This window comes from Prevotella vespertina, assembly GCF_009728485.1.
In the GTDB taxonomy this organism is placed as follows: domain Bacteria; phylum Bacteroidota; class Bacteroidia; order Bacteroidales; family Bacteroidaceae; genus Prevotella; species Prevotella vespertina.
Genome location: NZ_VVIQ01000010.1, coordinates 68,642 through 88,539 on the forward strand (window position 1 = coordinate 68,642; position 19,898 = coordinate 88,539).

The 19,898-nt window shown below is 40.8% G+C and carries 17 protein-coding genes; 12 read left to right on the top strand and 5 right to left on the bottom strand.

Features of this window, described 5'->3' with window-relative positions; genetic code table 11:
- Positions 1–132 precede the first annotated feature (132 nt).
- Both F0475_RS09345 and F0475_RS09350 read right to left on the bottom strand, forming a co-directional pair.
- Complete coding sequence (locus tag F0475_RS09345; RefSeq protein WP_155716412.1) at positions 133–1,713, bottom strand: hypothetical protein; 1,581 nt, start codon at positions 1,711–1,713, stop codon at positions 133–135.
- A gap of 22 nt (positions 1,714–1,735) precedes the next feature.
- Positions 1,736–1,939, bottom strand: coding sequence for a hypothetical protein (locus F0475_RS09350; protein WP_155716413.1), 204 nt, complete (start codon positions 1,937–1,939; stop codon positions 1,736–1,738).
- Positions 1,940–2,680: 741 nt separating this feature from the next.
- Here F0475_RS09350 and F0475_RS09355 point away from each other — a divergent pair.
- The 6 genes from F0475_RS09355 to F0475_RS09380 all read left to right on the top strand — a co-directional run bounded on the left by F0475_RS09355 (position 2,681) and on the right by F0475_RS09380 (position 8,465).
- Positions 2,681–3,604 (top strand): DUF4468 domain-containing protein, encoded by a 924-nt coding sequence (locus F0475_RS09355; protein ID WP_155716414.1) that lies wholly within the window; start codon positions 2,681–2,683, stop codon positions 3,602–3,604.
- 55 nt (positions 3,605–3,659) lie between these two features.
- A complete protein-coding gene (locus tag F0475_RS09360; protein ID WP_155716415.1) occupies positions 3,660–3,890 on the top strand; it encodes a hypothetical protein in 231 nt (76 codons plus the stop codon).
- Positions 3,890–6,286 (top strand): putative porin, encoded by a 2,397-nt coding sequence (locus F0475_RS09365; protein WP_155716416.1) that lies wholly within the window; start codon positions 3,890–3,892, stop codon positions 6,284–6,286. The genes F0475_RS09360 and F0475_RS09365 overlap by 1 nt, the downstream gene beginning before the upstream one ends.
- Before the next feature lie 36 nt (positions 6,287–6,322).
- Positions 6,323–7,264 carry a 1,4-dihydroxy-2-naphthoate octaprenyltransferase gene (gene menA, locus F0475_RS09370; protein WP_155716417.1) on the top strand — a complete coding sequence of 314 codons (942 nt, stop codon included), beginning with the start codon at positions 6,323–6,325 and terminating at the stop codon, positions 7,262–7,264.
- 74 nt (positions 7,265–7,338) lie between these two features.
- The gene (locus tag F0475_RS09375) at positions 7,339–7,974 is read left to right on the top strand and encodes an HD domain-containing protein (protein ID WP_009434566.1); all 636 of its coding nucleotides are present in this window, start codon (positions 7,339–7,341) and stop codon (positions 7,972–7,974) included.
- A 23-nt stretch (positions 7,975–7,997) separates the two neighbouring features.
- Positions 7,998–8,465 (top strand): nucleoside deaminase, encoded by a 468-nt coding sequence (locus F0475_RS09380; RefSeq protein ID WP_155716418.1) that lies wholly within the window; start codon positions 7,998–8,000, stop codon positions 8,463–8,465.
- 619 nt (positions 8,466–9,084) lie between these two features.
- On the opposite strand, the gene udk is transcribed toward F0475_RS09380, so the two are convergent.
- The 3 genes from udk to F0475_RS09395 all read right to left on the bottom strand — a co-directional run bounded on the left by udk (position 9,085) and on the right by F0475_RS09395 (position 11,456).
- Positions 9,085–9,711 carry a uridine kinase gene (gene udk, locus F0475_RS09385; RefSeq protein ID WP_036894951.1) on the bottom strand — a complete coding sequence of 209 codons (627 nt, stop codon included), beginning with the start codon at positions 9,709–9,711 and terminating at the stop codon, positions 9,085–9,087.
- 37 nt (positions 9,712–9,748) lie between these two features.
- Positions 9,749–10,336 (bottom strand): uracil-DNA glycosylase family protein, encoded by a 588-nt coding sequence (locus F0475_RS09390; protein WP_155716419.1) that lies wholly within the window; start codon positions 10,334–10,336, stop codon positions 9,749–9,751.
- Between the two features lie 73 nt (positions 10,337–10,409).
- Complete coding sequence (locus tag F0475_RS09395) at positions 10,410–11,456, bottom strand: endonuclease/exonuclease/phosphatase family protein (RefSeq protein ID WP_155716420.1); 1,047 nt, start codon at positions 11,454–11,456, stop codon at positions 10,410–10,412.
- A 209-nt stretch (positions 11,457–11,665) separates the two neighbouring features.
- On the opposite strand from F0475_RS09395, the gene F0475_RS09400 reads away from it, so the two are divergent.
- From F0475_RS09400 to hflX, 6 genes are all read left to right on the top strand, one after another.
- Positions 11,666–14,245, top strand: coding sequence for a TonB-dependent receptor (locus F0475_RS09400; protein WP_155716421.1), 2,580 nt, complete (start codon positions 11,666–11,668; stop codon positions 14,243–14,245).
- 21 nt (positions 14,246–14,266) lie between these two features.
- Positions 14,267–15,505: a DUF5689 domain-containing protein gene (locus F0475_RS09405; protein ID WP_155716422.1), complete on the top strand. Its 1,239-nt coding sequence runs from the start codon at positions 14,267–14,269 to the stop codon at positions 15,503–15,505.
- 23 nt (positions 15,506–15,528) lie between these two features.
- Positions 15,529–16,497 (top strand): choice-of-anchor J domain-containing protein, encoded by a 969-nt coding sequence (locus F0475_RS09410; RefSeq protein ID WP_155716423.1) that lies wholly within the window; start codon positions 15,529–15,531, stop codon positions 16,495–16,497.
- Between the two features lie 132 nt (positions 16,498–16,629).
- Positions 16,630–16,881, top strand: a complete 252-nt coding sequence (locus F0475_RS09415) for a type B 50S ribosomal protein L31 (protein WP_004384468.1) — start codon at positions 16,630–16,632, stop codon at positions 16,879–16,881.
- Positions 16,882–17,009: 128 nt separating this feature from the next.
- Positions 17,010–17,939, top strand: coding sequence for a DNA/RNA non-specific endonuclease (locus F0475_RS09420; protein WP_155716424.1), 930 nt, complete (start codon positions 17,010–17,012; stop codon positions 17,937–17,939).
- A gap of 625 nt (positions 17,940–18,564) precedes the next feature.
- Entirely contained in the window at positions 18,565–19,815 is a 1,251-nt protein-coding gene (gene hflX, locus F0475_RS09425) for a GTPase HflX (protein WP_009434549.1), read from the top strand.
- Positions 19,816–19,898: the final 83 nt, after the last annotated feature.

The following is a 19,898-nucleotide window of genomic DNA, read 5'->3' on the forward strand; positions in this document are numbered from 1 at the left end:
AGATGCGGTGAGCGCTACAACGGAATACGCATTGAGCAGAAGCCCTACCCGTTAGGCACTCCCTCCCCTTTCGGGGAGGGTTGGGGTGAGGCTTCTTAGAGTGCGACACCTGTAAAGGGACAAACGCACGGACTACTCAAACACCCCGATTCTGTATCCACCATAGCGATAACTATTAGATATAAAGACATAACCACTATAAAAATTTAAACAGTATGCTATATCTGTTTGACCACCTGCCGAAGCACTGGATGACCAATAATGGCCCTCAATGCCAATACCATACAACAAATCAGAGCTGGAGTAACCCAAAGCGGGAAGATAAAAGTAATTGTTAGCATCGGCTGCGGAAGGAAGGATAGTTGATGCTATCCATCCATCGTTGTCCTTTTTTAACCGCCAATCGATTCCATCTACAGCAGTATTTGTATTAAATCCGCTTATGTGCATTTTCTTCTTAAACCACATTCCTCCTTTATATAAGTGTCCCATTGTAGTCCATAATTCGTCAGTATCCACACATGGATTTCCTTTTACTGCATACCACGTTAACTCATTTATGTTAGGGAGATTGGCACATGAATGAGTGGCAGGATTACTAATGCCAGGACCTGGGTAACTTTCGTTATAGTAACGTGAGTCTGTGTTACTTTTAGCATAGACATTACTTCTGCCCATATTAAGTGTTGGCTGACTACCCCCTTTATTCCATTCATATCCTTTCCAGAACTGTTCCTGTGCGTCCCACATATAATAATTATCACCGTCGTAATCATGCGGATCAAGATTCGCTGTTATATCATGAATTGAACCAGCTGTACAGTTAATTGTAACAATTTTAGAGACTGTTCCTTCTATTGTACCATCTGGATTGTCCGTTGTATTGCGAAGCCAGTAGCGAATACGGAAAGTATGAGTACCAGGAGCAACGACTGCATAAGTAGCATTCTTGCTCATATCATCAGTAGTATTGTCTATTGCGAAGCCCGAACCTGTTGTTACTGTAATCGTCTTAGAACCACCTGAAGCAAGCGTAAGTGTGCCATCAGCAGCCATATTGTAAGTTCCTGCAATCTCATCATCGCTCATAATCTCAACCTTAATCAACGTGCTGCGCTTTACATATTCGTTATTGGTACGAGGAATTAAGCAAAGATAGGAGGCTTTATGGTTAAGTGTGAATGTATAATCATTACCAGCTTTATTACCTGTTGCAATTCCGTAATCTCCAGATTCACCAGCATGATCAAAGTTATTTGGAGCAGACTGCGTTTGTGTTGCTTTAATCTCTACTTGTGGTTGAGATCCTGTAACAGCCGTATTGGTGTAAATAATATCATGTGAAGTCCCTGTATATGTACCAGACAACGAAAACTTAGCAAAAGACTGGTTTGCTGCAGAAGGTATTGTCGCCGCAGCACTTTGCTGCCACGTTCCTCCATCATCTTTTACCCATATCTTGTCAGTACTGCTCCAATTTACGGAAGCACCTGTGCCCTTTGTATGATTAAGAATGGCTGTACGTGTTGTTGCATCTGGTTGAGACGTACCTGTAAAGACAGTTGTACCAGCTGGAATATTATCTTTCTTCTGCTTTTCATCCTGTGCAACGTCATCATTAGCACAGCTGGCAGCAAACAATAAAGCTGCAAAGCCGTAACATATACCTCGCATTACTGAACCAATAGTCGTTCTCTTCATAAACTTATTCATTTCTTTTCCTTTCTGATAATTCTTAATCGTTTTCCGTACTATTCCAAGAAGTCCCACCTTGGTCTTCCTCTTCATCGTTAAAAAAGTTACGTTTTGCATCGCCCGTTACTACACCTGGTTGAATTGTACCAGCATTACCACTGGCATGAACCAAGAGAGCTTCTGTCTCCGTACAAACAATGTTGCACTGGGGCTTTTGATAAATCTTTCTTTCAATTACCATCATTTCGTTTAATTTTAAAGGATACGGAGTCAGCGTATCCTACTTGTTTATTGATTAAAATAGCTGTTATTTCGTTCTTATTTTGCTCTAAATCGAGTTCAGAAAAGGGCATAAAAAAGCGAACAAAGGAAACTATTGAAAGTCCTTTGTTTACAGGAGTTACGGCACGCTTCGCGCGCGCGTATGCGAGAAGAAAAAATGTGTTATTAAACGCTAGGTGCGCATATTGTGTGTGTGTGTGTGTGTGTGTGTGTGTGTGTTAGCAAATTATTTGGATTGACCAAAGATAAAGTGCAAAAAGATGCAAAGAATTCGATAATTCTTTGCAGTACTTCGTTCACTTGATATGTTATTGCTAATTGTTTCACGGCGGCAAAGGTAAGAAGAATAAATTAACTAGCCAAATAAATTAGGAAAAAAGAAGCCCTCAACACTCGACCCAACCAGCCTCACCCCCAACCCCTCTCCGAATGGAGAGGGGAGTGAAATGTATTGTTTGCTAGGGATTGGGAAGGGAATTGGGAAGGTAATTGAAAAGAACTTGAGATAGTCACATTATAGATAATACGATTGGAATTACACCTTATATTATATAGGAAAGATAATTGCAGCATAGGGAACTTACATGAAAGAACGATTATAGCATGAGGAAAGAAAACGTTAAAAGTATTTATAAACATCCCTTATATAAGTATAATTCCTTATCTTTGCTTATCATTTTGACACTTGATAAAGTTTAGAAATATGAAGAAGACTCTAATATTCTTATTCATGTGCCTTCCTTTGATGGCTATGGCACAAACAACTCTTACGCCAGAGCAGCAACTGGAACAGGCGCAACGCCAATTAGAAGAAGCGAAAGCTGCTTTAGAAAAGGCGAAACAAAATGCGGCTAAGGCAAAGTCTGAAGCAGCAGAGAAGGCGAAAAAAGACGCTGAAGCCATACAACGAAAGATTGCTGAGACAAAAGCAGAAACCGAACGAGTAGCACGTGAGGCTGCAAAGATAAGGGAAGAAGCGAATAAGGATAGTAATAAGAAAGAAGACACAACCACTGATTCCACACCAAAGAAAGAGGGTAATTCTAATGCTTGGGTCGTACCTACTACTCCTGATAAAGCAGCAGTAAAGGCAAATAATAAAGTTGCAGACAGTAAGAACACAAATGATATTTATCTTCAACCAGGCATTGTACCTGAAATAAATGGACAAGTTATATGGACAGAAGATGTTAATGTTCCTGGTGCAACAGCAACTGAATTATATGATAAGGCATACGCTTATCTAACCAAACTCACAGAAGGAAGCAACCAATTAGAAGGTAGTAAGGTAGCATTGGTGAATAAGAATGAGCATAGTATCGTCGCAACAATACGAGAGAAACTCATTTTTTCTTCTACATTTCTATCCCTCGACTATACACAATGTAACTATGTACTACAAGCAACATGTAAGGATGGATTGGCTACATTGAGTATGAGTAGAATCACATATAGCTATGATGTTCAGGGAAATGTAACCAATTATACAGCGGAGAAGTGGATTACTGACCACTATTCAATGAATAAGAAACAGACGCGTCTCCTTCCTGTATCTGGTAAGTTCCGCAAAGCTACTATCGACCGTAAAGATAGTATTTTCCAAGGATTCCGTGAAGCCCTACAATAAAAGGCAAACGGCATCTATTTCATCTTTTAATTAATAACAAGCAAATAACCAACAAATGGAAATACAAAATAGTACAGCAAGAAGACTCGACCATCGCTTACACAGGCAAGAACCCAAAGACCGCTTCTTACCGATTCGCCAGAAACTAAACATTATCTTTATGCTTGGTGCAATCGTGGGTGTAGCAGTTTACTTCTTAAGCGAATCAACCACAACAGGTATTATCATTATCCTTGCTGCGATGGTCTTTAAGATTATCGAATGCATACTTCGTTTTATCCGTTAATGAGAAAATACATATTATTAATTGTTCTTTCCATTGCTTCAACAATCGTTGCAATGGCACAGAACAATAACTACCGCCCCATAGACGATGGCACATTTGCTGCAGATGGATACCGAAAAGACCGCAATTTGGGTCGTTCCGATTCTATCCAAAGCCAGCATAAGGAGATTCCACGTGGCATGAAGGTATGGACAATAGATGAGCGTTTCGGTGATCGCAAACCTGCTATCCCTGATACCTTATCTTATATGTTCATGAACAGAGGACTAAGTACAGGACTTCGAGGCGAATACAATACACTAGGGAATCTCGGTTCTCCACGGCAAAACAGAATCTTTATTGACAGAAAACTACCTTCGGAATTCTTCTTCGTAGATCCGTATGATATGTTCATCGTGCAACCAGGGGACTTTCAATTTACCTCTACCCTCTCCCCGATTACGATTCTATCCTATAATACCGCTGGTAATAGAACCAACGGAGAAGATCGTTTTAAGGCACTCTTTGCTGTTAATGCTGGTAAAGAATGGGGTTTCGGATTCAAGTTTGATTACCTCTATGGTCGTGGATATTATAGCAATCAAAGCACGTCCCACTTCAATTATTCGATGTGGGGAAGCTATTTAGGCGAACGTTATCAAGCTCATCTACTCCTTTCTCTCAATCATCAGAAGGTAACAGAGAATGGTGGTATCACAAACGATGCTTATATCACTCACCCTGAGTCTTTCAATGATTCATACAATGAGGATGAAATTCCTACAGTCCTAAAACAGAACTGGAATAGAAATGATAACCAGCATATCTTCTTCAACCATCGCTATAGTCTGGGATTCTTCCGCAAGATACCAATGACTGAAGAAGAGATTAAGGCAAAGAAGTTTGCTCTCAAATCACAACAGGCTCAAGCAGAGGCAAAAGCGAAGGAAAAGGCGCGCCGAATAGCAAAAGCAAATGGTGACACCTTCGATGAGGAAGCATACGACAAGGAACAACGTTCCTCTGGACGCCCTGATAATGCCGTCATTGCGGGCGATGTTGCGCAGGTTAATCATAAAGCTGATAGTCTTAAAATGGGAAATCGTGAGGTGGTAAACTTAGAAGATTCCGCCCAGATGGCAAGATTGAATAAAGCTGATAAGGCAGCAAAAGACTCTACTTCTCAATGGATGAAGGAAGAATATGTCCCAGTGACGAGTTTTATTCATACAGCTAGATTCGATAATTATCGACGCATCTATCAGGCTTATGATACCCCAACAGATTACTATGCGCAGAATTACTTTAGCTATGGAACAACTGCGAATGATTCTATTTACGATCGGACAAAGCATTGGTCTTTTAAGAATACATTTGCGGTAGCATTGCTCGAAGGATTCAATAAATGGGCAAAGGCAGGATTGAAAGCTTTTGTATCTTACGAGTTAAGACATTATGAATTACCAGCAATTACTGCAGCTATTCCGCCTGCCACGGCTTTCATCAATGGTTCACAGAAATGGAATCAACATGACATTTCTGTAGGAGGACAACTCCTCAAGGCGCAAGGAAAGACACTCCATTACGACATCAGTGCGGAGGCATGGCTGGTAGGAACTCGTGCCGGACAATTCCATCTTGATGGTCACGCAGACGTTGGATTCCCCTTATTCGGCGATACGGTACAATTAGCCGCTACGGCTTTCTTACATCGTTCGGCTCCTTCTTTCTATATGGAGCAGTTCTATGGCAAGCATTATTGGTGGAATAACAACCTTGATCAACAGATTCATTCACGCATATTAGGCGAATTGTCACTACAGCGTACACGCACAAAGGTACGTGTTGGCTATGATGTTTTAAAGAACTACACCTACTTCGGACTTCAGAATGATCGTGTTAGAAGCGGAGACAACTATCTCGTACAACACAACAATGTGAATGTTAGACAAGCAAGTAGTCCTATTAGTTTGCTTACCTTACAACTGCAACAGGACTTTCAACTAGGCATACTCAACTGGCAGAATGTACTGACATTGCAGAAGTCAAGTAAGGAAGACATTTTACCAGTACCGACTTTCAATGCTTATAGTAATCTGTTCATCCGATTCAAGATTGCACGTGTGCTAAAATGTGACTTGGGTGTTGATATGCGCTACTTCACAAGTTATTATGCACCAGAATATATCCCAGGAATGGGCACATTCGGAATACAAGAAACGGCTGCAAGTAAGACTAAGATTGGTAATTATCCGCTCTTGGATGCTTATGCGAACTTCCAATTACAGCACACACGTTTCTTCATAATGTTCACGCATCTCAATGAGGGAAATGGTGGAAATTATCTTTTCACACCGCATTATCCATTGAATCCACGTATCCTAAAATTCGGTATTAGTTGGAACTTCTTTAACTAAACAAGCCTCATCAGGACTTTACCATCATTATAATAAATGATTTCAGAACGTGACAACATAAAAACGAATAGTCTATCTGCATGGATTCTAGCAGCTCGTCCAAAGACATTGACGGGTGCGATTGTCCCTGTAATGATAGGAACGGCATGGGCTTGGAAGATGGGTGGAGCTGAAAACTTCCGTTTCTTCCCTGCCCTACTCTGTTTCCTTTTTGCCTTTTTAATGCAGATTGACTCTAATTTCATCAATGATTATTTCGATTGCGTAAAGGGAAGTGACGACAAAGAGACGCGCCTTGGTCCTAAACGTGCCTGTACGGAAGGATGGATTACACTGCCAGCTATGCGCAAAGGATTGGTCATTACCTCTCTGCTCGCTAGTCTCGTTGGACTTCCTCTCGTATTTTATGGCGGATGGCAAATGGTACTTGTTGGTGCAGCCTGCGTACTTTTCGCCTTCTTATACACCACCTTTTTTTCCTATCTAGGCTTGGGTGATGTACTTGTATTGGTTTTTTTCGGTATCATTCCAGTTACCTTTACCACTTACGTTATCCTTTCATCCACGTTACAAGGCATTTATCCTGAGGTAATTATGACAAGCATTGCGTGCGGATTGGTTATTGATACGCTCCTAATTGTCAATAATTATCGGGATAGAGACAACGACAAAAAGAGCGGAAAGATGACTCTAATTGTGAGAATCGGAGCAAGGAAAGCAGAAAAACTCTATAACTTTTTAGGTTTACTCGCCATCATTTTCACCATACAAGGACGCTTCAACCCCGATAACAATGGGTGGAAAGCTTACGTAATTCCGCTGATTATCTATATCCCTTATATCTTCTTGCACACCAAAACACAGCGGTATATGGTGCAAATCAAGCAAGGGCGGGAACTAAATAAGGTGCTGGCTCTCACGGCTCGGAATATCCTTATCTATGGAATACTAACCACAATCGTGGTGCTTATTTCATAATATTGCATCAGCCCGAGAGTCGTTTTCCCTCAATCTCACCCCATTTCTTCATTTTTTAAATACAAACAATTCCCATGCAACAGCCCAATCTCGAAATAATGACATTTGTGGAACAGCAGATTCTACCCCGTTACAACGCTTTCGGAAGGAGTCATGGACTCGGACACGTGCAGCGAGTGATCAAAAACTCACTAGCATTAGCCGCCGCAACAGGCGCCGATGTCAACATGGTGTATGTCATTGCTGCCTATCACGACCTAGGAATGGAGGGACCTCGTGCTATCCATCACATCACAAGCGGTAAGATTCTTATGGCAGATGGAAGACTCAAAAAGTGGTTTTCACCCGAGCAATTAAAGATAATGAAGGAAGCGGTTGAGGATCATCGTGCCAGTTGTTCACGCACGCCTAGGAGCATTTACGGAAAAATTGTGGCTGAAGCTGATCGAGATTTAGAGCCAGAAATCGTATTCTCACGTGCCATTCTCTACGGAATTGAGAATTATCCTGAGAAGAATGAGGAACAAATGTGGGAACGATTCCGCGATCACATGAAGGAAAAGTATAGTCGGACGGGCTATCTCAAACTATGGATTCCAGTTTCACCGAATGCTAAGAACTTAGAAATCATACGCAAAACCATTGAAAATGAGACTCTATTGCGTGATGTTTTCAATAAGATTTATCCACAGTTATTAGCCAAAAATTAAGTAATTACAAGGTCAGAAATACGATGACAAAAGAAGAATTAATGCGGAAGGCTATAGAGCTTTCCATCGAAAGTGTGCACAATGGTGGTGGTCCCTTTGGCGCTGTCATTGCACGTGAAGGTGAGATTATAGCAGAAGGAAGTAATGGCGTCACGATTTATAACGATCCAACGGCACATGCCGAAGTAACGGCTATCCGAAAAGCTTGCGAGAAATTGGGCACTTTCGACCTCACAGGATGCGAAATTTACACCTCCTGCGAGCCATGCCCTATGTGCCTCGGTGCAATTTATTGGGCACATTTGGATAAAATCTACTATGCAAATGACCGAAAAGATGCTGCCGATATAGGTTTTGATGACGATTTTATCTATCAAGAGATAGAAGTAAAACCACAATATCGCAAGAAGCCTTCAGAGATTTTGATGCGTGAGGAAGGGCTCGAGGCATTCCGAATTTGGAATAAAAAGACGGATAAAATTGAATATTAAAATACCATTCCAAAGATTTCGATAGGTCTATTTCGTCAGAAAGAGATAGGCAAAAGGATAGAAAAGGAGGTTATGACAGACTGTTCATAACCTCCTTATTATTAGAATATACTTTACAAACGAAATTTTCAATCTAGCGATTTAAATCGAAGAAATATCCCTTAAAATAGAACGTATATACGTTTTGAGTAAAACGTATATACGTTTTTGGTAAAATGTATATAGGTTTTTGGTAAAATGTATATACTTTTTTATGAAAAAGTAGGTACATTTTGCTAAAAAAGTATAATATTTATGAGTAAATAGCAGGTTCGATTTCTATAAAACACTGGTTATCAACATCTTACAGGAGTATACTAAAAAGCTCTCATAATTCGTGTATTTGAGTACAACTCTTATACTCGTCGAAAATAACGCAATTACAAGCTCGGAATTAGCAATATTCTATTACAAATTAAAGAAGCTAACAATCCCCCTTAATGTAGGGACAGACGCCCTCGTCTGTCCGCACAAATAAATTATAAAGAGCAAGCGTTCACTTCTCTCTACACCTCTTTAATTCATCTGCTAAGGCTACAAAAATAAAAAGATGTGCCTTCCGAAGCACATCTTTATCAATTTATTTCTTTGGCATCAACCCTTCAATATACCTGCAAAGGATGTTGATTCCCTTCACATTCTCACCACCTTGTGGGATAATCAAATCAGCATAACGCTTTGTTGGCTCAATAAACTGCTCGTGCATGGGTTTAAGCACCTCCAAATAACGGTCAACAACCATAGAAACAGTACGACCACGATCGATAGTATCACGCTGAATATTACGAATTAAACGCTCGTCAGAGTCACAATCAACAAAGATTTTGAGGTCCATCATCTCTCTCAACTTCCTGTTACTCAGTGCCATAATACCCTCAACGATAATAACAGGTTTGGGTTCTACATGGATGGTTTCAGGCAAACGATTGCTAAGAATGTAGCTATAGGTGGGTTGTTCAACCGCTTTTCCCTCACGCAATTCATTCACATGCTTAATCAATAGCTTCCAATCGAACGCATCAGGATGGTCAAAATTGATGGCTTTTCGCTCCTCATCGGTAAGCCCCGTCGTGTCATTATAATAAGAGTCCAAGGGAACGACAGCAACATAATGAGGCGGAAGGCTCTCAACAATTTTCTTAACAACAGTAGTCTTTCCCGAGCCAGTACCCCCAGCAATGCCAATGATTGTAATCTTATCTTTCATCTTTTTTGATTTTATTTCCTTTTTTATTATCGGATTATCATTCATCGAATAATCCTATGTCCTTCAACATCTGTACATAATATTCAGACTTCTTCTCGACTTTCATCGGATAGGCGCGACTACTACTGGGTTCGCGATAGAGTTTGAGGGTTCGCCCTTCGAATGAAAACTCCTTATAGTCGCCCATCTTCATCTTACGAGCATCTATTTGATAATGATCTGTAAACACCTTTGTAGCTAATTGTCCTGCTGCCAATACTGCTTTACACTCTGGAAGGACTCGAAGCATACCATCAAGGTCGGCTGGTTCAACAATCTCCAAGTCCTTATCAGCCGCAGTCCCAGTCGTTCTTCGGATGCGTAATGCAGTATCGAAGATAGCAATTCCTTTTTCTTTCAGAAAGGCTTTCAGTAGTTCTAGCTTGTAAGTTTTGTTTTCCTCATCTACAAAATACTGCTTATCACCAAAGAATATATAACCAAATATGCGCCACATATCATTTGTGTAATTAGGATAATACCATTCCATACACCACCGCTTGGGGGCTGGTGGGAAGGTTCCTAACAATAATAACTTCGCATTACTCGGTAACCATGGCTCAAAAGGATGAGTTTCAATTTCCATTGTCTTATTATTATCAAATTAGACTAATTTGCCTAATTAGCCCTATTTGCCTAATTAGGCTAATAACCCTCTACTACTGCTGCTGCTTAACAAAATAAGTTACCACTGGCAAGTGATCAGAATAACCATCCGACCAAACACCACCAGCCGTAGTACGCTTTGTATTTCCTTTATATTTACCAGTCTCTTGGAAGAGATAATCCCGACGGAAGATCTGATTCTTCCAGAATTTCAACTGAGAGAAATCCTTTTTACCATCCTTATTTAATAGATTCGGCGTCATGATAATCTGATCAAAGAGATTCCATTTACCTTGATATTGTAAGGTTCCAGTTCCCTCCTTTACTAAGAGATTGTACCATGGATTATACATATCATCAGCACCGACCTCATTAATTTCAGCTTTCGCAGATAGACACTCATGGATACTCTTATTCGTTGGATCATCATTCATATCACCCATTACTAATACTTTTACCTGTGGATCATCAAGAAGTAATGAATCTTTCAAAGCTTTCACCTGCTTCGCACCTAATTCTCGATAATAAGAACCAGCCCCACGACTAGGAAGGTGACAAACGACAACCGTCAAATGTTCACCAGCTAAGGTTCCACTAACCGTAAGGAATCCACGGGTTGCACGTGTACTATCCTGCGGAAGATCATAAACGTATGGAACTAACTTTGTGTTGCGAATAGTAAAAAGATTAGGATTATAAATCAAAGCGCAATCAATGCCACGATGATCAGGACCTTCTATATGCACAAACTTATAACCACGAGCAGCCAAAGCAGGCTGAGCTACTAAATCACGCATGACATGTTCATTCTCAATCTCAGCCAATCCAATCACAGCACAACCAACATTCGGTAAAACATCCGTACCCATCTCTGATAATACAGTTGACATGTTATGCAACTTATGGCTATATTTCATTTCATTCCAATGATAACTACCATTCGGTGTGAAATCATAATCATTCTTTCCTTCATCATGGGTATAATCAAAAAGATTCTCTTGATTATAAAAACCAACGGCATAAACAGAAAACTTCTTCTGTGCAGAAGTAGAAATACCAAAGAAAATGGTACCAATAAGAGCAAATAGTAACTTTCTCATTATTATTAAATGTTGTTGTTTGTTATCAGCAGTACACAACCCTGTTCCATAACTAATCAATAAGAGACAGGGAATTACTTTTGCAAATGTCGTTAATTTATCCGACATATAGGCATGATTCCCGAAAAATTAATCAAAAAGCCTTTCCTTTTTAAAATTTATTTCGTTACTTTGCACACTAAATATAACATATTTTAATGTAATCAACTATGCAGAAAAAGCTGACACTTGCTGTTTTAGCCTTTTGCAGTTCATCCGTTATGGTGGCACAAAATACCAAAACAGAGATGAACCAGCAGGAGCAAACAGCCAACGCTATGGACGAATCGGCGTTTACATTCACTGAAGCGCAATTAGGTGAAGACAATGACATGAACGACAATGTCACAATTCTTAACTCAAATAGTAATGTTTATGCTTCTCAAGTAGGTTTCTTATACTCTCCGATGCGCTTCCGTTATCGTGCATTGAGCCAGAAGTATAACGACATCTACATCAATGGAGCACCGATGAATGACATGGAAAGTGGACAGTTCCGCTACTCGATGATTGGTGGTCTTAATCAACAAACACGTAATGTTGACTTTGCCCTACCTTTTGAGAGTAATAATTTCTCAATGACAGGACTAGCAGGAAGTAACAACTATGATTTCCGTGCAGGATCTATGGCTGCTGGGAATCGTATTACTCTCTCTGCTGCTAACCGCAATTACACCCTCCGTGGTATGTACAACTATGCTTCTGGATTCAATGCTAAAGGATGGGCTATCGCAGCAAGTGTTGCTTATCGTTGGGCAAATCGTGGTTATGTTGAAGGTACATTCTATAACTCATTATCTTATTTCTTCGGTGTTCAGAAGAAATGGAATAATGGTCATTCATTAGCATTATCTACATGGGGTAATCCTACCGAGCGTGCTTCTCAAGGCGCAAGTACTGATGAAGCATATTGGCTTGCTAATGATTATCAATATAATCCTTATTGGGGTTATCAAGAAGGGCGCAAGCGTAACAGCCGTGTTGTAAACGATTTCGCACCTTCTGCTATCCTTACTTGGGATTGGGACATTAATAAGAAGATGAAACTCACAACGAGTCTCTTCGCTAAGTACTCAATGTATAAGAGTACAAAGCTAAATTACAACAATAGTGACAACCCACAGCCAGATTATTGGAAGAACCTTCCAAGTAGTTACTTTGATGTATGGAATGAGAGCGATGTGCGCTATCGTACATCACAGGCATACGCTGATTGGAAGACTGCTGTTGCATGGTGGGGCAATAAGGAGAATCGTCAGATTCAATGGGATCGTCTTTACTATGCAAACCATCAAGCTGCTATTAACGGACAAGATGCGCTCTATTATCTACAAGCAAAGCACATTGATAATCTGACAACATCCCTTTCTTCAACACTCACAAACCATATTGCTAAGAATAAGGTTTTAAATGTTGGATTCTCACTTGGTCAGAACTTTGCTCGTCATTATCAGACAATGGAAGACCTATTAGGTGCTAAGAGTTTCCATAACGTGAACACTTACGCTATCGGAACATACGCAGCTAATGATCCTCGTATCCAATACGACCTCAACACAATGGGAACAAGAGGCTTGGGCAGTCTTGTTTATGAAGGCGATAAGTTTGGTTATGACTATAACATCAACGTACGTCGTGGTCAACTATGGGCTAGTTACAATGAAACTCTCGGCAAACTAAATTATATGGTAGTTGGGCGATTAGCTTATGACAACATGTATCGTACTGGTCATATGCGCAATGGTATGTTTGCAGATAACTCATATGGTAAGAGCAAACATGCAGACTTCGTTTCTGGTGGATTAAAGTCTAGTGCTACACTTACTCTTGGTGGTGGGAATGCACTTTCTCTCGGCTTAGGCTATGAACATAGAGCACCAAATGCAAGCAATGCTTTTGCCTCTCCAGAAATGAACAACGACTTTATTCTCAATCTTCATAACGAGCGAATCTTCTCAAGCGAATTAAGTTATCAGTATTCTGGTAGCTGGTTGCATGCAAATCTTAGCGGTTATTATAACCACATGACACATGTAACAGAATGGCAAAACTTCTACTTTGACGATGCTAACTCATTTACTTATGTTAGCATGACTAACATAAAGAAAAATTATTATGGTGTTGAGTTAGGACTCGACTTTAAGATTAATAGCTTCTTAAACTTTAAGGCACTTGGAACATGGAGCGAGGCTAAAAACACCAATAATGCTGATGCTATTTACATGAACTCTACAAAGAGTACATATAATAAGGATGTTGTTTACAACAAGGGTATGCACGAGGCAAACACTCCTCTGAGTGTATATAGTGGTATCCTTAGCTTCCACAAGGCAGGTTGGTTCATCGACTTGAGTGGCAACTACTATGATAGAATCTATCTCTCATACGCTCCTAGTCTCAGTTATGGTAGCACACTTCGCACAATGGGTACAGCTCTTGGTGGTATGGATGCTGATGGTAACTATACTCCATACGCACAAAGTGAGGGTAAAGGCGGATTCATGCTCGATGCATCTATTGGTAAGAGCATCTATTTGCCACATGGTAGCCTATCTATCAATTTGATGATTACAAACCTCCTCAACAACCAAAAGATTGTTAGTGGTGGTTATGAGCAGAGCCGCAGTAACTATACAATCAATAGAGCTACTGGCGCTACAACAACACGTGCTTACGACTTCTATCGCAATCCAAAGAAATACTATGTAAATGGTATCAATGGTATGTTGAACGTTGCATATAAATTCTAAAACTAAAGAATAGGAACAATTATGATGAGATTTAAATATTTAATGATGGCAGCTGCCTGCGCTCTCTTTGCGTCTTGTATGAACGATGGTTATACAGAACCTGCAGAGAATGCGCCAGCTCCTTATGGCAATAATGAACTGACAGAAACGAATGTCATCACTATTGCACAACTGAAGAATAACTTTGCGACTTATATTTCTACCGACTTCCGAGATGGTCGTAGCTTTGCTAAAGTTGATGATGATATTAAGATTAAGGCAATCGTAACCAGTTCTGACGTACAGGGTAACGTTTATCAAGAACTAGCTTTACAGGATGCGACAGGTGCTATCATTGTTAGTGTAGCACAAGGCGGACTCTATGGAGCATTACCTGTTGGTACTGAGATATTGGTTAGCTTGAAGGATCTTTATGTCGGTAACTATGGTAAACAGGCTCAAATCGGTGTACCATCGAAGAATGCTACAGGTGCAGATGTCATTGGTAGAATTGGTCGTGCGACATGGGATCAGCACTACAAGATTCTTTCTACAGGACATAAAGTTGAGCCTACTCTCTTTGCAACAGGTTCAACTCCTACAACGTGGAATCTTGATACGGACGGAGGTAAGCTCGGTGTAATCCGTAACGTTAGTTTCAAGAGTAGCAACAACGCAAAGGTGAAAGACACCTTCGCTGATGCGAATGGCGGTGCGGGTAGCGTTAGTTGGACATTGAATGAGCAGGACGGAAGAAAGGTAATTGTATATAATAGTAACTTTGCTGACTTTGCGAATGCTAAAGTTCCAACTGGTAAGGTAGACATCACTGGTATCATCAAGCGTTTCAATAACCAGTGGGAAATCATTATCCGCTCTTTGGACGATATCAAGCCCGCTGAACGCATAGATCCATTTGCAGGACTTCCTGGTACAGGCGATGGTACACAAGCTAACCCAATTGACGTTACTCGCGCCTTAGCTTACATTGCTTCTGGTCATGCTGATGCTACAGAATACTATATAAAAGGTAAGATTTCCTTAGTCAACAGCGTTGATACTGGTAATTATGGTAATGCTGAATATTACATATCAAATGACGGCACAACCAACAATCACCTCATGGTATTCCGTGGCTATTGGTTGAATGGTGCTAAGTTCACTACCGCAACAGCTCCACAACTTGCTGTTGGAAAGACAGTCGTTATCCTCGGTAAGTTGAAAGACTATAATGGTACGCCAGAGGTTGACCAGCGTAGTAAGATTATCTCAATTAATTAACAAGTAAAGTAACAATACACAAGATGAAAAAGATTATTTATTCAATGATGGCATTGGCTATCTCTGCCACAGTTTTCACCAGTTGCGAGGATGTACCATCGCCATATAACATGACATTCGAAGAACCTAATGTCACTCCTACCCCACAACCAACCACTGATCTCAATACAGAGGCTACCGCTTGGACGGTTGCTGAAGCTGTACAGAAGATACAGGCAGGGCAGACTACAAACGGGGAGGCTTATGTAAAGGGTATTATCTCTGCTGTAACTTTCTACGATCAGAATCATAAGAGTTTATCATATTATCTCTCTGATAATGGAACCGATAAGACGCTTCAAGTATTCTCTGGTAAGGGTGTAAATGGTGCTGACTTCGCTGCTAAGACCGATTTGCAGGTTGGTCAAACAGTTGTTGTTAAGGGTAATCTCAAAGCTTTTACTAACAAGCAGGGACAGACTATCATGGAGATAGATAAGGGTAGCAAGATTATAACTATTGGTGGCTCTGCAACCCCACAACCATCAGGTGTAGCCCTCGCTGCAACATTTGCAACAGGCGAAGACAATTTCACAATCAATAATATCACCCTTCCTTCAGAGCTCACGTTCGTTTGGAAACATGATGCAAAGAACAAGTATATGAAGGCTTCTGCACACAAAGGAAGTGACAACTATGCTTCTGAGAGCCGTCTCGTCTCTCCAGCCTTTAGCCTAGCAGGTAGGACTTCTGCTACACTTTCTTTCAAGCACGCAGCTAAATTCTTTGCCAATGCAGCCAACGAGTTTAAGGTACAAGTATCAACAGATGGCACAACATGGCATGACGTAGCTGTTTCAGCTTATCCAACAGGTACTGATTGGAAGTTCATCGATGCTACTTGTGACCTATCAGCTTATGCAGGTCAACCAACTGTTTATATTGGTTTCCACTATACCAGCACAGCAACAACTGCTGGTACATGGGAGATTAGCAACGTAGAGGTAAAGTAAAAAACAATATGAAATATTTGGCAGGGTGCAGAATTATTCGTAATTTTGCACCCTGTTGAGTGTAGTCTCCTAGTTTATTCATAGGAGAAGAACAAAGACGAGTTACATTATTAACAATTAGATAATAACAAAATGAAACAAGGTATTCATCCAGAAAACTATCGCCCCGTCGTATTCAAAGATATGTCCAACGGCGATATGTTCCTTTCAAGATCTACATGCAAGACTACAGATACAGTAGAGTTTGAAGGCGAAACTTACCCAGTGGTAAAAGTCGAAATCTCAAGTACCTCTCACCCATTCTATACAGGTAAGAGCAAACTTGTCGATACAGCAGGTCGCGTAGACCGCTTCATGAGCCGTTACGGTAAGTTGAAGAAGTAATCGATAAATATCTTTCGATTTAAAGACATATAAAGTGCGAACAAACGTAGTTGCATATACGTTTGCTCGCACTTTTGTATTCAAAAAAACTAGCATCCTCTAATAAAACAAGCACACAACCCGACACAATGAACAAGAAACTAGTCAGCAAGGGCATTTTCACCCTTACCTTACTCACCTTAACTATATGTTCTTCATGTAGCAAAGACGATAGCGGCTCCTCCTCCACAGAACAAAAAGAGACCATCGTTAATAACACAAACTCAAATATGAAGGATATCCGACTAGCAACACATCGCCTTGAATTTCCAAGGCTAAAGGGCGGAAGCAGTACTATTCTCACACACGAACTGAACACGGGTGAAGTGAATTACAGCGTGGAATGGGATGTTGTTAAGAAGTCGAACAGATGGACTTGCTACGAGATTTATGCGAAAAACGCTGAGAAGAACGTACCAAGGAAGCCATACACCGACCCAAATCAATACCCCTTTGACCCACTCTTCCCCGCAAATGCCTATTATACTTACGACCCTATCTACGGCTCTGGCTACGACCATGGGCACATCTGTCCCTCGGAAGACAGGAAATACTCAAGGGAATCGAATGACCAGACTTTCTATCTTAGTAATATGCAACCTCAGGTCCATGGCTTCAACGCTGGAGTTTGGGAAACAATGGAAAGCAAGATGAGAACCTATATCACTGCTGCCAAAATCTCAAAAGACACACTCTTCATCTGTCGCGGTGGTACGATTGATAAGGCAGGACAATTCATGACGATTAGAAGTAACTTCATCGTCCCAAAATACTTCTTCTCAGCTGCCCTAATGAAGTATAAGGTGTACGGAAAAGATAAGTGGGAGTACAAGGCTATCGGCTTCTGGTTTGAGCACAAGAGTAACAATGACCGCTCGCTTGTACCCTATGTTGTCAACATCAGTGAGCTTGAACAACTCACGGGTATAGACTTCTTCTGCAATCTACCTGATGACATTGAGCGAAAGGTAGAAAGCGTGTCAAAAGAGAAAATCATTGACCTCTGGAACATACAATAGGTACTTCCTGCTACGAAAGAACCGACTTTGCAGACTGTTTCACAACAGCTCTGTCTAATCTTTCTCACCCGTTTGCGAATCGTCTACTACCCGTTTCAGCATGATTTAGCACCTGTTCCACATTTCCTTCTAACGTGTTGCGCATCATTTACACACGCATATAAATTTAGTTTCATCATGATGAGACACAAGTTTCACCATGGTGACGAATAAGTTTCACCGTGGTGACGAAATAGTTTCACCATGGTGAAACTAACAAAAGATACGGAAGGAAAAAAAACAAGACGCATGAGTAAAGAACAGGAGACAAGGGAGAAAGAATAGCGGAACCTATTAGACAAAGAGCGTGAATAGGGTGCAAAAGGATTTGAATTAGCATAGATGGAAATGTAAATATATTAGGTATAAATGATGTGGAGATAGGAAGGTGTTTTCACGACGCAATATCCCTTAAGAGCACGAACATTATTGTCTTGATTCTTAAAGGACATAAAAACGGAGGCTATGATTAGTATTTTTCAGAATTTATAAGTACCTTTGCCATGTAGCAGAAGGTGTAAGAGAAAGCTAGCCAAAGTTATGCTATTACACACACTACCAATATATTATAAGAGAAGCATACTGAATGAAAGAATTTATCATATCTGAAGTAAAGACAGAGACAGCTATACTAGTGGGCCTCATCACAAAGGAGCAAGACGAAGCCAAGACGAAGGAGTATCTTGACGAACTAGAGTTCCTTGCTGATACCGCAGGTGCTGTTACCGTTAAACGATTCACACAGAGAGTGAATGGTCCGAGTGCTGTTACCTACGTTGGTAAAGGTAAGCTCGAAGAAATCAAAGAATATATCAAGCAGAAAGAGGACGACGATGAGCCTATTGGTATGGTTATCTTTGACGATGAGCTATCAGCCAAGCAGATGCGCAATATCGAGCAGGAACTCGGTGTAAAGATACTAGATCGCACCTCACTCATTCTCGATATCTTCGCTATGCGTGCGCAAACTGCTAATGCGAAGACACAGGTTGAATTGGCACAATATCGTTATATGTTACCACGCCTACAACGTCTATGGACACACTTGGAGCGTCAGGGTGGCGGCTCTGGTTCTGGCGGTGGTAAGGGATCTGTAGGTTTGCGTGGTCCTGGTGAGACTCAGTTGGAGATGGACCGCCGTATCATCCTTCAGCGAATGTCTCTCTTAAAGCAGCGATTAGCCGAAATAGATAAACAGAAAACAACCCAACGTAAGAACCGTGGGCGTCTGATTCGTGTAGCACTAGTCGGTTATACGAATGTGGGCAAGTCAACAACTATGAATCTGCTTGCCAAGAGTGAGGTGTTTGCCGAGAATAAGCTCTTTGCAACCTTAGATACAACCGTGCGTAAAGTAGTTGTAGAGAATCTTCCCTTCTTGCTTGCTGATACCGTTGGATTCATCCGCAAACTCCCCACAGACTTGGTTGATTCGTTTAAATCGACACTTGATGAGGTGAGAGAAGCCGACTTACTTTTACATGTTGTGGATATTTCTCACCCTGATTTCGAAGAGCAGATACAGGTTGTAAATCAAACGCTCACCGAACTAGGATGTGCTGATAAGCCCTCTATGATCATCTTCAATAAGATTGATAACTATCATTGGATAGAAAAGGAAGAGGACGATCTCACACCAGCAACCAAAGAGAATATCACCTTGGAAGAACTCAAGAAAACCTGGATGGCTAAGGAACAGGAACAATGTCTGTTCATCTCAGCTAAGAATAAGGAGAATATAGACGAGTTCCGAGACGTGCTTTACAAGAAGGTGCGTGAGTTGCATGTGCAGAAGTATCCCTACAATGACTTCCTTTATAACATCGAAGAGGAATAAATATTATTGGGCTAATGAGCCTAATAAGGCTAATCGGACTAATAAGATAAATTGGGCTAATAAGGCTAATTGGGCTAGTAAGG

Coding starts and splice junctions, on each gene's coding strand:
- menA (WP_155716417.1), top strand. CDS start 6,323: ATGATTTCAGAACGTGACAACATAAAAACGAATAGTCTATCTGCATGG.
- F0475_RS09395 (WP_155716420.1), bottom strand. CDS start 11,456: ATGAGAAAGTTACTATTTGCTCTTATTGGTACCATTTTCTTTGGTATT.
- F0475_RS09400 (WP_155716421.1), top strand. CDS start 11,666: ATGCAGAAAAAGCTGACACTTGCTGTTTTAGCCTTTTGCAGTTCATCC.
- F0475_RS09415 (WP_004384468.1), top strand. CDS start 16,630: ATGAAACAAGGTATTCATCCAGAAAACTATCGCCCCGTCGTATTCAAA.
- F0475_RS09380 (WP_155716418.1), top strand. CDS start 7,998: ATGACAAAAGAAGAATTAATGCGGAAGGCTATAGAGCTTTCCATCGAA.
- F0475_RS09390 (WP_155716419.1), bottom strand. CDS start 10,336: ATGGAAATTGAAACTCATCCTTTTGAGCCATGGTTACCGAGTAATGCG.
- udk (WP_036894951.1), bottom strand. CDS start 9,711: ATGAAAGATAAGATTACAATCATTGGCATTGCTGGGGGTACTGGCTCG.
- F0475_RS09405 (WP_155716422.1), top strand. CDS start 14,267: ATGATGAGATTTAAATATTTAATGATGGCAGCTGCCTGCGCTCTCTTT.
- F0475_RS09420 (WP_155716424.1), top strand. CDS start 17,010: ATGAACAAGAAACTAGTCAGCAAGGGCATTTTCACCCTTACCTTACTC.
- F0475_RS09375 (WP_009434566.1), top strand. CDS start 7,339: ATGCAACAGCCCAATCTCGAAATAATGACATTTGTGGAACAGCAGATT.
- F0475_RS09360 (WP_155716415.1), top strand. CDS start 3,660: ATGGAAATACAAAATAGTACAGCAAGAAGACTCGACCATCGCTTACAC.
- F0475_RS09410 (WP_155716423.1), top strand. CDS start 15,529: ATGAAAAAGATTATTTATTCAATGATGGCATTGGCTATCTCTGCCACA.
- F0475_RS09345 (WP_155716412.1), bottom strand. CDS start 1,713: ATGAATAAGTTTATGAAGAGAACGACTATTGGTTCAGTAATGCGAGGT.
- F0475_RS09350 (WP_155716413.1), bottom strand. CDS start 1,939: ATGATGGTAATTGAAAGAAAGATTTATCAAAAGCCCCAGTGCAACATT.
- F0475_RS09365 (WP_155716416.1), top strand. CDS start 3,890: ATGAGAAAATACATATTATTAATTGTTCTTTCCATTGCTTCAACAATC.
- hflX (WP_009434549.1), top strand. CDS start 18,565: ATGAAAGAATTTATCATATCTGAAGTAAAGACAGAGACAGCTATACTA.
- F0475_RS09355 (WP_155716414.1), top strand. CDS start 2,681: ATGAAGAAGACTCTAATATTCTTATTCATGTGCCTTCCTTTGATGGCT.